The following is a 13527-nucleotide window of genomic DNA, read 5'->3' as shown; positions in this document are numbered from 1 at the left end:
GATTGTCTCTCATCAGAAGGATCGGTCAACCGATCCTTATCTGATCTACATTGCGGTTGCACCGACCCTTTGGTATTGAAGCTACCGCAATTAACCGAAGTAACTGTCATCGAAGGCCATGATGGATTCACTGGCCGCGGCGATTTGGCGCCGATAGCCACTGGCGCTGCTGACATAGTAGTCCATAAAGAAACCCGCCGAGGCCAGTTTGCCGGCATAGAAACCATCGGCATCATCTGCCAGCCCATCGAGCGCCAGCTCGGCCATCCGTGCCCAGATCCACGCCAGCGCAGCTGTGCCAAACAGCTGCATATAAGGCATGGAGGCCGCGCCCAGGTTGTCAGGATTCTTCATCGCCAACTCCATCAGGCTCTGGGTAGCGCGCTGCAGATCCGTTGCCGCCTGGCCCAAACCTTCGAGCACTTTGGCAAACCTGGGTTCTTGAGCGGCCTTGGGTTTGGCGCCTTCGATAAAGGCCTCCACCTCTGCGGCCCAGAGTTTCAGCGCCGCGCCCTTGTCACCCATCAGCTTGCGCCCCACCAGATCCAGCGCCTGCACGCCATTGGTACCTTCATAAATCATCGCGATACGGGCATCACGGACAAACTGCTCCATCCCCCACTCATGGATATAACCATGGCCGCCAAACACCTGCTGGGCATCGACACAGGCGCTGAAGCCTCTATCTGTGATAAAGCCCTTGACCACAGGAGTAAACAGCGCCGCCAACGCCTTGGCTCTGGCCTTTTGTTCGGCATCCTGATGCCGCTCGGCTTCATCGAGCCACAGCGCCTGCTGACCGATAAGGGCGCGGGCGCCCTCATTGAAGACTTTTTGCGACAACAGCATCCGCCGCACATCACCGTGCACCAGAATAGGATCGGCATTTTGCTCCGGCGCCTTGGTGCCGGACAGTGCCCTTCCCTGAACCCGCTCTCTGGCATAGGCCAGCGCGTTCTGGTAAGCGATTTCAGAGACGCCCAGCCCCTGAACCCCAACGCCCATGCGCGCCTGATTCATCATGGTGAACATGGCTCTGAGTCCTTGATGGGGTTCGCCCACCAACTCGCCTTTGGCGCCGTCGAACAGCATCACACAAGTGGAATTGCCGTGAATGCCCATCTTATGCTCGAGGCCGCTGGCCTTAACATTGTTGGCCTCGCCCAGGCTGCCATCTTCCTTGACCCAGTATTTGGGCACGGCGAACAAACTGATCCCCTTCACCCCGGCCGGGGCATCGGGCAACCTGGCCAAGACCAGGTGCACTATATTTTCGGCCAGATCGTGATCGCCACTGGAGATAAAGATTTTCTCACCACTGATAAGATAGCAGCCGTCAGTGCCGGGCTCGGCCTTGGTGCGCAGCAGCGCCAGATCGGTACCGGCATGGGATTCGGTCAGATTCATGGTGCCGGTCCACTCGCCGCTCACCAGTTTGGGCAGATATTTGGCCTTGAGCGCCTCGGAGCCGTGGGCAAAAATGGCACTGTAAGCACCGTGGGTCAGCCCGGGATACATGGCAAAGGCCATGTTGGAGGAGGTCTGCATTTCGGTGGCAAAGATACCCACCACTTCCGGCAGGCCCTGGCCGCCGAACTCGGGATCACAGGTCAGCGTTGGCCAGCCGTTGTCCACATACTGGCGGTAGGCATCGATAAAGCCCTCGGCGGTTTTCACCCCGTCTGCTTCCAGACGACAGCCCTGCAGATCGCCGACACTGTTGAGCGGCAGCATCACCCCAGTGCTGAAATCGGCCATGCCTTCGAGAATGGCGTTGACCAACTCAGGGTCGATTTCATCGAACCCCTGCAGCTTTGGCTGCTGATAAATATCCAGTAACTGTTCAAGAATAAAGCGGTAATCCCGCATCGGCGGCTGATAACTTGCCATATGCTTATTTCCTTTTCCCTGTGATTGATGTCTCACCTTAGCCAATTCTGAGTAAAAACTCAGCACCTCTGACCAGTTTTATATCACTTTTTTTGAATACAAGAACAGCGCTCTGCGTAAATTCGCTTGAACAGCCCCTTATCTCGGGCTGTAAAACTTTGTAAGCTAGGGGCATTATCCTGTTCGCCCGCTAAAGGAATCCTGCATGGCCAGCGTCAACACCCGCAAACACCCCAATGGTCTGGACTATATCGAAATCGATACCCCACTCTGCTACGGCCGTATTTTTTTACAGGGTGCCCAGATAGACAGCTTTGTGCCCAAGGGCAAGGCGCCGCTGCTGTGGGTTTCTCCTGCCGATGACTATCTGCCGGGCAGTGGTATTCGCGGCGGTATTCCCGTCTGCTGGCCCTGGTTTGGCATGCATGCCAATGAGGGCTGGCCCCAGCATGGCTTTGCCCGTACCCGGCTGTGGCAACTTGAGCGAACTCATATCAGTAATGAACGGGTAGAGCTGAGCTTTGTCCTTAAACTCAGCGACGAGGACAAAGATTACTGGCCCCACGATACCGAGGTGCGGCTGGACTTTGTCCTCAGCGACAGCCTCAGGGTCAGCCTGATTAACCGCAACTTGGGTGAGCAGAGCGTGACGCTGACCCAGGCGCTGCACACTTATTTCCCCATCGGCGATATCCACCAGCTGCGCGCCACCGGCTTTGCCGGCAGCCAATATATCGAGTTTGGCGAAGGCCCATATGCACAAGTCGAGGACGAAGTACGCTTTGAGCGCGAAACTGACCGGGTTTACACCGGCTTGTCCGAGCTGCAAAAGCTGCATACCCCCAACGGCACTATTCTTGTCAGCCGTGAGCAGAGCCACTCGGCAGTACTTTGGAATCCCTGGATAGACAAGTCCAAGCGGCTGGCCCGTTTCCAAGAGCAGGATTACCTGTCCATGGTCTGCCTGGAGGCCGCCAATGTGCTGGAAGATAAACTGGTGCTCGGCCCCAAACAGAGCCACACTCTGACCACAGAAATCCGCTGGCAGGAGTGAGCGGCCAAGGCCGGGAAACACCAATGAGGTATCGACTCCCAAGCAAGAAACGCCTGACGGTATGGGCTGTTGGCCTGTTGCTTCTGCTGGTGCTGCTTCCGGGTGCCCTGCTGGTGGGGCTGGCTTGGTCCCTGTATGAAAGGCCGCAGTGGCTGCTGCCGCATATTAATCAATATCTGGCTGCACAAGATATTCGTATCGACGAGTTGCGCCTGGCGCCTGAAGGCTGGGACAGACTGAGCTTCGATTATCTCAAGCTTGATTACCAGGGCAGCGAGCTTGAGTTTCATCAACTCAGGCTCCAGCTCAAATCGCCTGTCAGTGCAAAACGGATTTGGCAATTGCTGACAGGCGAAACATCGACGCCGCCCCCTGGCTCCACCGACTGGTTGATGGCGCAACTTCAAAAAGTCAGCTATCAAGACGCCAGTTTTAGTTTGACGCCTGAGCTACTCTTGCCCGGCGGTGATGATGGCGGTCAGAGTCTGGCGCTGGACTTGAACTCTGTGCCCGAAATAGCCCTGGGGCCGACCCGAATAAGCCTGCACCCCGAGGCGGGCGTATCCTATACACCCAGTACGTCGCTGACCTTGGATAAGGCAGGTAAAACCCCAAGCTTTATTCTGCTGCTGCAAAAGTTGCAGCTCAGCCCTTCCGGGCAACTGGTCACTGAGCTGGCCACCCGGTTACAAGGAGGGCAACCAGAGACTCAAACAAGACAAGAGACGCCCCTGCTGGCATTAACCGCCGATTTGAAAGCCAAACTCGCCAACGGTGCCCCCGCCTGGCGATTGACCAGTCATCTGCATCTCAAAGCGCTGCAACAGGCGCTGGCAAGTGTTGAGCAGGACCCGGCCGCAGCGCCCCTTGTCAGCGCCTTTAAACTTGATGAAATAGTGAATGCCGAGCTGATGCCGAGCCTTGGCGGAGATATCTTCTCACAACTGACTCTGGATTTGACCCAAGGCAACATAGACTCGCGCCATTGCTGGTTGGCGCCGACTATTGCCATGCCGGGACTCGAGCAAGTGGCGCTTAAGATAACGCCGCTGCATCTGGAAGCTAAGGCACACAATTCATTGACCGATAGCCCTCTGTGCCCAAGTTCCGGCGCTGCTGCCAGTTTCAAAGTCAATCCCAGTGCCAAGGCCAGTACAAATGCTGAGGCTGAGGATAGTGATGGCACAGGGTTGCGCTTTCGCTTTTCGGGCTCCACCAGCGAGCAGATTTTTGAGTTGGCGCCACTGAGACTCACGCTTTCAACCACTCCGGCTCAGCGCCAAGCACTGCTTGCCTTGCTCGCAGCAACATCCGCACAAACATCAGCAACCAAGGCCGCGGAACTCGAATCGCAATTGGCGCAGCTGCAGCAAGTCTTGGCGCAAGAGCCAACTGAAAAAAAACAAGTAAAACCCCTTATCGCCGCAATTGAGCTGGCGCTTGATCAGGGCCTCGACGCCGAACTCAAACCCGCCAAGGACAATGATACAAAAGGCAATGAGACATCCATGCGAGTGTCGCTGCCGAGTATGACAGTGCGGCCGTTACTGCCCGCCCTGATGACAGAGAAGCAACAAGCGTCGTTCGGTACGCCAATTAATCGGCCAAGTGCTGCGAAACTGAACCCGGCAGCGCTCAGTAGTGGCGAGCGGCCGAGTTTGCTGCTGACCCTTGAAAACCTGCAATTGCAACTGCCAAAGGCTGCAAGAGCGCAGCAAGACACTTCTGTTTCTTTGCCGCAAAGCGCCAAACCTCAAGGGTTAAATTCACCGGGCTCTGGTTTATCAAGCTCTGGTTTATCAAGCTCTGGTTTATCAAGCTCTGGCTCACCAAACTCTGGCTCACCAAACTCTGGCTCATCAGGCTCAAGCTCACAAAACTCAAAGCCCTTGTCGGCCGAGCAGCGACTCGAACTGGCGCTGCAACAGGCCATTCAGGGGCTGCAACTTAACCTTGAGCAGTTGCCACTGGAACAAGCAAGCACAGACTGGCGCCTTGAAGCCTCCCTGCCGAGCGGTTTTCGCTGGCAGTCGGCTGCTGCTGAATTGCAACTCAATGAGGGCGCCTCACTCAATAAGGGCGCATCAATGACGCTTAGCGGTAAGCTGGCACTGGAGTCGACAAGCGAAGGGCAACAACTGGACTTCAGCCTCGCGGCCAATCCCGGGTTCAGCACTGGCGCCATTCAAGCCGGTATAGAGGATAAAAGTATCCAACTCTCGGGCTTTAAGTTGTCACTGCTGGCCCCTCTCAGTGGCAGCTTCAACCAAGGCAAACTTAAGCTGTCTTTGCCCGCGATCAGCTGCCAGCTGGGTGAATTGCAGGCTAAAAGCGGGCCACTGGCACTGTCGATTGCCCAAACCTCGCTCCTTAGCCCCGGGCTCAGTCGAACCCTGGATGCCAACCTAAATCAAAAACGGCACTTGCCACTCTTGAGCCAACTCTTGGATGAGCGTTTTGCCAGTCGTTTGAATCTGGCCTTCGATGGGCTCAACTTAAGCCAAACCCGGCATACCAAGCTCGGACCTCGTACCGAAACCCTGCTCAATCTGGGCTATGGCAGCTTCAGCCAAACCATTGACTGGCAGGATAACCGTCTTATCAGTGAAGAAAACTGGCAACTGGATAATATCCCGCTTCACAGCCGCCACGACTTTATGCCCATCTGGCCCAAGCGGGCCAAAGATCCGCTTGGCTATCGCTTGAACAGTCGCTGGACCCTGGATACGGATCTCGCGGATATCAAGGCGCTGGCGGCCAAGAACCTGCCCTTGCCTCCTGAGTTGGTACTCAGGGGCGAAACCCATATGATTGCCGACCTCAAGCTCGAAGGGCTTGGGCGAGCGCTGCAATTGCAACTGGATTTCAACCCGCTGCTGTCGGATCTCTCCGGCAGTATCAGTCAGTTACCATTTGAAGGCGCCAACCTGTCGGCATTGTGCCGTTTGACCCTTGACAAGGAAGCCAAGGCGCCGGCAGAGGCCGAACTCAACTGTCAGCAGCTCAAGGCTTCGGTACAGGCCTTCAACCCCGGAGTGCTGTTGACCAACCTGGGTTTAGAAGGCCAGCTCAGCCTGACCCCTGAACTCGACAACAACCAAAGCACTCAAGCCAAGCTGTTGCCCGGGTTTCGGGATGCCGATATTCAGGTGCGCGGCCAAGGCGAGTTACTCAAGGGACAAATGCTACTGCCCAGCTTCCGCTTGCGGCTCAACGCGCCATCCAATGCCTATTTGGTGTTGCAGGGCCTGAGCCTGGAAGAACTGTTGGCCATCCAGCCTCAGGAAGGCATCTACGCCGACGGTATTTTCGATGGTGTCTTGCCGGTATTTATTACCGGCGGCCAGGTGTCGGTCAAAGGTGGCCGCCTGGCGGCCCGTGCCCCAGGCGGACTTATCAAGATCGGCAATAATCCGGCTGTAGCCCAAATGCGCGCCGGCCAGCCCTATCTGGACTTTGCCTTTTCCACCCTCGAACACTTGCAATATTCTACCCTGGCCAGCACTTACGATATGGCACCGGATGGTGAGGCCTGGCTCAAGGTTGAAGTAAAAGGTAAGGCCGAGGGGATTGAACGCCCTATCCACTTGAACTACTCTCATGAGGAGAACATGCTGCAGCTCCTCAGGAGTCTGACCATAGGTGACAAGCTTCAAACCCAAATTGAAGCTTCCATGCAGTGAAGACACAAAAGGACATGAATGTGAAACAGACTAAATTTCTGCTGCCGCTGGCTGCAGCCTTGCTGCTGGCGTCGGCTTGTACCCCAACGGTCAAGATTGAGCCACCGGATAAGCCAATCGTTATCAACCTGAATGTGAAAATCGAACATGAAATTCGCATTAAGGTCGATAAAGAGTTGGATCAGCTGCTGACCAATGATGAACTCTTCTAAGGTGCCAGAATTCGCGAAAGGAAAACACAGATGAAAACCAAGTTGATGACCCTGACTGCCGCCCTGTTGATGAGTTTCTGCGTCTTTGCCATAGGTTTGCAGGACGCCAAGAGCCAAGGGTTGGTGGGTGAACAGCAAAACGGCTATTTGGGCGTGGTCAAATCCAGCGCCGAGGTGACGGCACTGGTTAAGGATATCAATGCCAAACGCCGGGCACACTATGAAAAAATCGCCCGTCAAAACGGGATTTCAGTGGATGATGTTGCCAAACTCGCCGGCGCCAAGGCGATTGCTGCCGCCGACAAAGGCCATATAGTGCAGGACGCTTCCGGCAAGTGGGTTCGTAAATAACAAACCCGATAGCATCAACCGGATGTTTAATGCCGTTCAATCAGTTTGAACGGCATTTTCTTTTACTGGATTGGCTTCCAGTTTCGTTCAATTGAACCTTGGTAAGTCTCTCTCAACAGACTGTAAGCTTCACATACGTCTGGCAGTGATGCACAGCAAGCAATCCACACAATACTGCCATCCTATACCGCCTTGTCATACAGGGTTGGGAATATCAATAAACTCATGCTCCAACTCAAACTCATGCGCCAAATGTTCCCCCAGTGCCTTGATGCCAAACCTCTCTGTAGCATGGTGGCCGGCAGAGAAGTAATGGATCCCCTGCTCCACGGCGCTGTGGAAGGTGCGCTCAGAGACTTCACCACTGATAAAAGCATCAACCCCCAGTGCCGCTGCGGTATCGATATAATCCTGGGCACCACCTGTACACCAGGCAAGCTTTTGTATGCTTCTGTCACCACCATCCAGATGCAGGGGGACTTGTCCCAAACACTGCTCAAGCAAGGCACTCAAGTCTTTGGCTGTCATGGGTGAGTCAAGCCCCCCTTGCCAAAGCAAACCTTGAGCAACGGTTTCTACCGCCTCAGGCTCAATGACCCCAAGCACCCGGCCCAATTCGGCGTTATTGCCAAGCATGGGATGGGCATCGAGCGGCAAGTGATAGCCGAACAGGTTAATATCGTTGAGCAGCAAGGTCTTAATCCTGCGCTGTTTCATTCCAGTCAGTACTTCGGGTTCATTTTTCCAGAAGAAACCATGGTGCACCAATAGGGCATCGGCACCGGCTTCAACGGCCCGGTCAATCAATGCCTGACAAGCGGTCACACCTGTGACTATCTTACGAATTTCGGCCTTGCCTTCAACCTGAAGACCGTTGGGGGCATAATCGCGAAACTTGTCCAGTTGTAAAAACTCGTGCAGATATTGTCTGAGTTCCTCTCTTTGCATAGGGTTCCCTGTCGATTCTGTTGCAGATATATGTCGCTATTCTAGCACAGCAAGCCCAAGGATTGAGGTCACAAATCTTAAGCCAGATTGTCGGTTTCAGACCCCAAAGCGACCAAAAGCTGCGCCCTTGGACACAAGTTTGTTGCTTTTTGGTCGGCAAATTGGACATTGCCGACCTTTGACTTATAAAATTATCGCAAACCTTCAAGTAACTCTAAAAATAAACAGGTTATGATTATGGCAAAACTGACCAAAGAAGAAGTTATCAGCACACTGCAGCAAGCTCTCAGTGAACAACAGGGCAAAGCAGTGACCATTGAGCAAAATGGCAGCTGGTACAAAATCGATGGCGGTAAATCACTTCGTTTCGCTGAACTGGAACAGATGTTGGCGGATAACGCCAAACCGGCGAAGGCTGAAGCCAAACAGGAAAAAACCAAGGCGGCCAAGCCTGCTGCAAAGCCAGCTACCAAGGCAAAAACCAAGTCGGCAACGCCTGCCAAATCCGGCAGCCAAGGGGGCAAGACCCCCAAAGAGCTGTGGCGTGAAAAACTGGCAGCCGGTAATCACAAGTTGCCTCGCGGTTTTTAATTGCCTCTATCCAAAACAAAGGCGCCTGACGGCGCCTTTGTTTTGTCTGTTATTGGCTCTAAGCCCACACAATCAATCACATAGCCAAGTCGACCCGGACGCTGCCCTGTAGATAAACCACCCGCACTTCATCGCCTACTTTAAAGGTCATACCGGGATCTTCATCCTGAATAATCATCACCTGGGTTTCATCTTCCTGGCGTATCATCAACTCCACCAGTTTAAGTTCACGATAATAACCATCACCACCATATTGATGACCAATGCCGGCACCGAGCAGAGCGCCCAGAACGGTTGCCACATCCTGACCACTGCCACCGCCGAACTGATGACCAATCACGCCACCGAGCAAGGCACCGCCAAAGGTTTTCCAGCCGCGATTTCTGTCTTCCATCAGCTGTTTTTCGGTGATTTTCCGTACCGACTCCACCTGGCCGTAGAGCACTTTTTCAACCGGTTGTGCCTGGTTTCTGTCATAACCGGCATAGAGGGGCTGGGTTCCCGCTGCAAGGGATAATGAGAGCAGCAGCATTGCATTCAGTATCAGTTTCCACATAGCTGTTTTTCCGCTAACTTATAAGAAGGCCCTAAGCAGAATCATACGCAATTGTGAACCTACTGTCTTTCTTAAATCATGAGTTGGATCCTTTCCCGTCGCCTGAGCTGGCACTGACGGATCCCAATGGCCTGCTGGCCATCGGCGGCGACCTGCATCCCAAGCGGCTACTCAACGCCTACTACGAGGGAATTTTCCCTTGGTTTAATAGCCAAGATCCCATCCTCTGGTGGTCACCGGATCCCCGCGCGGTTTTTGTTCCGGGCAGCATCAATATCTCTCGCAGTCTACGCAAGTATCTGAAAAAGCAGGATTGGACTTTCAGCATCGACCGAGCCTTTGCCGATGTGATGGCTGGCTGCGCCATGCCGCGAAAAGATCAGCCCGGCACCTGGATAACCGGAGAGATACGTCTGGCCTACCAGGAACTGCACCACTTGGGTCATGCCCACTCCTTCGAGGTCTGGGACAATGGTCGCCTGATAGGTGGCCTGTATGGCCTTGCCATAGGTCAGGTGTTTTGTGGCGAGTCCATGTTCCACCGCAAAACCAATGCCTCCAAGGCGGCCTTTATCGCCCTGCATCAATACGCTCTCAAGCAGGGTTTCAGGCTTATCGATGCCCAAGTGATGAACCCACACCTTGAGAGCCTCGGAGCCAAGAGTTTAAAGCGCAAAGATTTTCTCATACTCTTGAGACAGTTCAGGGACGGCAATCTCGCCAAGGATTGCTGGCAAACCGACGAGGTCAAGCTTGAACTCTGATAACCATGCCATTGCCATAGGCCTCAGCCAACCCTTCGCCTGCAGTTATTTGAGCGGACAACAGGAGCAGTTATTGGTGATCCAGGAAGATGAGCTGGACTTGTCACTGTTTGAGCGCCTGTTGGCACTGGGGTTTCGCCGCAGTGGCAGCGCCATCTACAAGCCCCGTTGCCCCCATTGCAATGCTTGCCAACCCATCAGAGTTCCCCTGGATGAATTTCGCCTGTCCAAAAGACAAAAACGCACCCTGGCCAAAAACCGTGACCTGCACTTTCGGATTGTGGCCGAGGAAACCCCGGCTCACTATCCTCTCTATGAGCGTTATATCTGTGCCCGCCACAGTGACGGCCCCATGTATCCTCCGAGCGAAGAACAGTACCGTCATTTTCTCGCCTGTGAGTGGCTCAGTCCGGTGTTTATCGAACTTTGGCATGGTCAGCGACTGGTTGCCGTGGCAGTAACCGATCTCCTGCCCCAGAGCCTATCAGCCATCTACAGCTACTTTGACCCGGACTACAGCGATAGATCCCTCGGGATCTTGCTGGTGCTGCTGCAATGCCGCCTGGGCAAATTAATGTCGAAATCGTTTCTCTATTTGGGATATCAAATAGATAACCACGACAAAATGGGTTATAAGCGACTCTACCGCCCCTACGAGATCCTCGGCGTTCAGGGCTGGCAGAAAAGCGACAATCACTGAGGCCTCCCCTTTACAGCCGCTGTAATTTGCGGCATGATACGGCGGTTTTTTACATTCGAGGCTAACGGGATAACTGATTAATGGCGAAAGAAGACAACATTGAGATGCAAGGGACTATCCTTGAAACCTTGCCAAATACAATGTTTCGGGTTGAACTGGAAAACGGTCACGTTGTGACTGCTCACATTTCCGGTAAAATGCGTAAAAACTACATCCGAATCCTGACCGGTGACAAGGTCACTGTGCAGCTGACTCCATACGACTTGAGCAAAGGGCGTATCGTCTTCCGCTCACGCTAAGATCCCAGTTATTTCTCAAAAGCCGGCTGTGCCGGTTTTTTTGCTGGTGAGCCCATGGGGGCGACCCACTGCGCAGCAGGCGCACCTGGCCTGCCGTTGTCTATCCAGGCATCAATGTGTCGGATAAGGGTCAGGATTCAGAATAAAAATGGCTGCCATTGGCAGCCATTTTTTTGTTGCAATTCAGCTTATCAAGAGATCTTCTCCGGCGCTTCCGTGTTGATCTCCAGTTCGCCATCTTTAACATCCACATGAGCGATGCCACCGGACTCAAGTTTGCCAAACAGGATTTCATCGGCCAGCGGTCGTTTCAGCAGATCCTTGACCACTCTGGCCATAGGTCTGGCCCCCATGGTCTTGTCGTAACCCTTCTCGGCCAACAAGGTTCTGGCTTCATCACTGACTTCCAGCGTCACCCCTTTCTGATCCAACTGTGCCTGCAGCTCGACCAGGAACTTATCCACCACCTTGGCAATGATGGTCATATCCAGATGGTTGAACCAGATGATGGAGTCGAGTCGGTTGCGAAACTCAGGTGAGAACACCTTATTGATCTCCGACATCGCATCCAAGCTGTGATCCTGTTGTTTGAAGCCTATGGACTTACGCACAGTTTCCTGTACCCCGGCGTTGGTGGTCATCACCAAAGTCACATTACGGAAATCCGCCTTGCGACCATTGTTATCGGTCAAAGTACCGTGATCCATTACCTGCAGCAGCAGGTTATAGATATCCGGATGCGCCTTCTCGATTTCATCGAGCAGCACCACACAGTGAGGCGTCTTGATCACGGCATCTGTCAGCAAACCGCCCTGATCGTAACCAACATAACCAGGAGGCGCGCCAATCAAACGCGATACAGTATGGCTTTCCATATATTCGGACATATCGAAGCGGATAAGCTTGAGCCCGAGGCATGCTGCCAACTGGTTGGTCACCTCTGTCTTACCTACCCCGGTGGGGCCGGCAAACAGGAAGCTCCCCACAGGTTTGTTTTCATTGCCAAGACCGCTGCGAGCCAGCCGAATCGCCGCACTGAGGCTCTCTATCGCCTTGTCCTGGCCGAACACCACCATCTTCAGGTTGCGCTCCAGGTTCTTCAGTAAGTCCTTCTCAGAGGACGTCACTGTTTTTTCCGGGATCCTGGCAATCTTGGCGATAATGGTTTCAATCTCGCTCTGACCCACGGTTTTCTTGCGCTTGCTCTGTGGCATCATCGCCATCCGCGCGCCGGCTTCGTCTATCACATCTATGGCCTTGTCCGGCAAGTGCCTATCGTTGATATGCTTATCCGACAGGCTGGCGGCGCTGGCCAAGGCTGCGTGAGTGTAACGCACCCCGTGATGTTCTTCATAACGGCTCTTAAGCCCCTGAAGTATCTTGGTGGTTTCAGCCACTGAAGGTTCGTGGATGTCCACCTTCTGGAAGCGCCGCGCCAGTGCCCTATCCTTCTCAAAAATACTTTGATATTCCTGAAAAGTAGTGGACCCCATACAGCGCAGATTACCGCTGGAGAGCAAGGGCTTGAGCAGGTTGGAGGCATCCATTACCCCACCGGATGCCGCCCCTGCACCGATAATGGTGTGAATTTCATCGATGAACAGAATCGCATTCTGATCCGCTGTCAGCTCTTTAAGCAGACTCTTGAAGCGTTTCTCGAAGTCGCCGCGATACTTGGTGCCGGCCAACAGCGCGCCGAGATCCAGAGAGTAGACGGTCGCTTCGCTTATCACCTCAGGCACAGACTCATTGACTATCCGATAAGCCAAACCTTCAGCAATGGCAGTCTTTCCGACGCCGGCCTCGCCCACCAACAGTGGGTTATTCTTGCGGCGACGGCAAAGAATTTGAATCGAGCGTTCGATTTCGTTGTCGCGGCCGATAAGCGGATCTATCTTGCCCTGCTTGGCCATCTCATTGAGATTACTGGCAAACTGAGCCAACATGCTGCGCTCTTCTGTGGCTTCGGATTGATCTTCCAAGCTTTCCTGCGACCCCGGAGCATCGGCCTCATCGTTCTTGGCAAAGCCGTGGGAAATATAATTCACCACATCCAGACGGGTAATATCGTAGCGGCGCAGCAGATAAACCGCCTGGGACTCTTGCTCGCTGAAAATGGCCACCAATACGTTGGCGCCGGTCACCTCATTGCGGCCTGACGACTGCACATGAAACACTGCCCGTTGCAGCACCCGCTGGAAACCCAGTGTCGGCTGAGTCTCACGCTCATCATCGGGATCGCTGATAATGGGTGTGGTCTGGGTAATAAAGTTGGCGACCTCCTCTTTGAGGCGGTCGATATTGGCGCCACAGGCGAGCAAGGCATCCCTTGCGGCGGGGTTATCGGTCAGCGCCAGCAGTAGGTGCTCAACCGTCATATATTCGTGACGGGCATCTCTGGCTTGTTGGAATGCCAGGTTCAAGGTCACTTCAAGATCTTTGTTCAGCATACGCACCCCCTAAAAAACTACAGAGACAG

12 protein-coding genes are annotated in these 13527 nt (G+C 54.0%); 8 read left to right on the top strand and 4 right to left on the bottom strand.

Features of this window, described 5'->3' with window-relative positions; all coding sequences use genetic code 11:
• Positions 1-90: 90 nt before the first annotated feature.
• Positions 91-1890: an acyl-CoA dehydrogenase C-terminal domain-containing protein gene (locus tag CX651_RS09770; protein WP_101055846.1), complete on the bottom strand. Its 1800-nt coding sequence runs from the start codon at positions 1888-1890 to the stop codon at positions 91-93.
• A gap of 205 nt (positions 1891-2095) precedes the next feature.
• Here CX651_RS09770 and CX651_RS09765 point away from each other — a divergent pair, with 205 nt between their 5' ends.
• The 4 genes from CX651_RS09765 to CX651_RS09750 are packed head-to-tail and all read left to right on the top strand — an operon-like array spanning position 2096 to position 7190.
• Positions 2096-2944, top strand: a complete 849-nt coding sequence (locus CX651_RS09765) for a D-hexose-6-phosphate mutarotase (RefSeq protein WP_101055845.1) — start codon at positions 2096-2098, stop codon at positions 2942-2944.
• A 23-nt stretch (positions 2945-2967) separates the two neighbouring features.
• Positions 2968-6627: a YdbH domain-containing protein gene (locus CX651_RS09760; protein ID WP_101055844.1), complete on the top strand. Its 3660-nt coding sequence runs from the start codon at positions 2968-2970 to the stop codon at positions 6625-6627.
• A gap of 38 nt (positions 6628-6665) precedes the next feature.
• On the top strand, positions 6666-6839 hold the full coding sequence (locus CX651_RS09755; protein ID WP_224866993.1) for a YnbE family lipoprotein: 174 nt from the start codon (positions 6666-6668) through the stop codon (positions 6837-6839).
• Between the two features lie 30 nt (positions 6840-6869).
• Complete coding sequence (locus CX651_RS09750; protein ID WP_025890142.1) at positions 6870-7190, top strand: YdbL family protein; 321 nt, start codon at positions 6870-6872, stop codon at positions 7188-7190.
• A gap of 195 nt (positions 7191-7385) precedes the next feature.
• Here the strand turns inward: CX651_RS09750 and CX651_RS09745 are convergent, their stop codons facing one another.
• Positions 7386-8138 (bottom strand): Nif3-like dinuclear metal center hexameric protein, encoded by a 753-nt coding sequence (locus tag CX651_RS09745; RefSeq protein ID WP_101055843.1) that lies wholly within the window; start codon positions 8136-8138, stop codon positions 7386-7388.
• A 237-nt stretch (positions 8139-8375) separates the two neighbouring features.
• Here CX651_RS09745 and CX651_RS09740 point away from each other — a divergent pair, with 237 nt between their 5' ends.
• Positions 8376-8729 (top strand): hypothetical protein, encoded by a 354-nt coding sequence (locus CX651_RS09740; protein ID WP_101055851.1) that lies wholly within the window; start codon positions 8376-8378, stop codon positions 8727-8729.
• A gap of 76 nt (positions 8730-8805) precedes the next feature.
• Here CX651_RS09740 and CX651_RS09735 read toward each other — a convergent pair whose 3' ends face one another.
• Positions 8806-9285, bottom strand: a complete 480-nt coding sequence (locus CX651_RS09735; RefSeq protein WP_101055842.1) for an outer membrane lipoprotein — start codon at positions 9283-9285, stop codon at positions 8806-8808.
• Positions 9286-9338: 53 nt separating this feature from the next.
• Between CX651_RS09735 and aat the strand changes: the two genes are divergently transcribed.
• The 3 genes from aat to infA all read left to right on the top strand — a co-directional run bounded on the left by aat (position 9339) and on the right by infA (position 11048).
• The gene (gene aat / locus CX651_RS09730) at positions 9339-10049 is read left to right on the top strand and encodes a leucyl/phenylalanyl-tRNA--protein transferase (protein WP_101055841.1); all 711 of its coding nucleotides are present in this window, start codon (positions 9339-9341) and stop codon (positions 10047-10049) included.
• The gene (locus CX651_RS09725) at positions 10039-10749 is read left to right on the top strand and encodes an arginyltransferase (RefSeq protein ID WP_101055840.1); all 711 of its coding nucleotides are present in this window, start codon (positions 10039-10041) and stop codon (positions 10747-10749) included. The genes aat and CX651_RS09725 overlap by 11 nt, the downstream gene beginning before the upstream one ends.
• Positions 10750-10829: 80 nt before the next feature.
• On the top strand, positions 10830-11048 hold the full coding sequence (gene infA / locus CX651_RS09720) for a translation initiation factor IF-1 (RefSeq protein ID WP_005500725.1): 219 nt from the start codon (positions 10830-10832) through the stop codon (positions 11046-11048).
• A gap of 191 nt (positions 11049-11239) precedes the next feature.
• On the opposite strand, the gene clpA is transcribed toward infA, so the two are convergent.
• The gene (gene clpA / locus CX651_RS09715; RefSeq protein ID WP_101055839.1) at positions 11240-13498 is read right to left on the bottom strand and encodes an ATP-dependent Clp protease ATP-binding subunit ClpA; all 2259 of its coding nucleotides are present in this window, start codon (positions 13496-13498) and stop codon (positions 11240-11242) included.
• Between the last annotated feature and the right edge of the window lie 29 nt (positions 13499-13527).

Source organism: Shewanella chilikensis (assembly GCF_002836945.1).
Lineage (GTDB): Bacteria > Pseudomonadota > Gammaproteobacteria > Enterobacterales > Shewanellaceae > Shewanella > Shewanella chilikensis.
The sequence above is the reverse complement of the archived record's forward strand: the minus strand, read 5'-3'. Positions and strand labels throughout refer to the sequence as shown.

Excerpts from the sequence above, each read along its gene's own strand:
- CX651_RS09770 (WP_101055846.1), bottom strand. The coding sequence starts at position 1,890 with ATGGCAAGTTATCAGCCGCCGATGCGGGATTACCGCTTTATTCTTGAA.
- CX651_RS09765 (WP_101055845.1), top strand. The coding sequence starts at position 2,096 with ATGGCCAGCGTCAACACCCGCAAACACCCCAATGGTCTGGACTATATC.
- CX651_RS09760 (WP_101055844.1), top strand. The coding sequence starts at position 2,968 with ATGAGGTATCGACTCCCAAGCAAGAAACGCCTGACGGTATGGGCTGTT.
- CX651_RS09750 (WP_025890142.1), top strand. The coding sequence starts at position 6,870 with ATGAAAACCAAGTTGATGACCCTGACTGCCGCCCTGTTGATGAGTTTC.
- CX651_RS09745 (WP_101055843.1), bottom strand. The coding sequence starts at position 8,138 with ATGCAAAGAGAGGAACTCAGACAATATCTGCACGAGTTTTTACAACTG.
- CX651_RS09740 (WP_101055851.1), top strand. The coding sequence starts at position 8,376 with ATGGCAAAACTGACCAAAGAAGAAGTTATCAGCACACTGCAGCAAGCT.
- CX651_RS09735 (WP_101055842.1), bottom strand. The coding sequence starts at position 9,285 with ATGTGGAAACTGATACTGAATGCAATGCTGCTGCTCTCATTATCCCTT.
- infA (WP_005500725.1), top strand. The coding sequence starts at position 10,830 with ATGGCGAAAGAAGACAACATTGAGATGCAAGGGACTATCCTTGAAACC.
- clpA (WP_101055839.1), bottom strand. The coding sequence starts at position 13,498 with ATGCTGAACAAAGATCTTGAAGTGACCTTGAACCTGGCATTCCAACAA.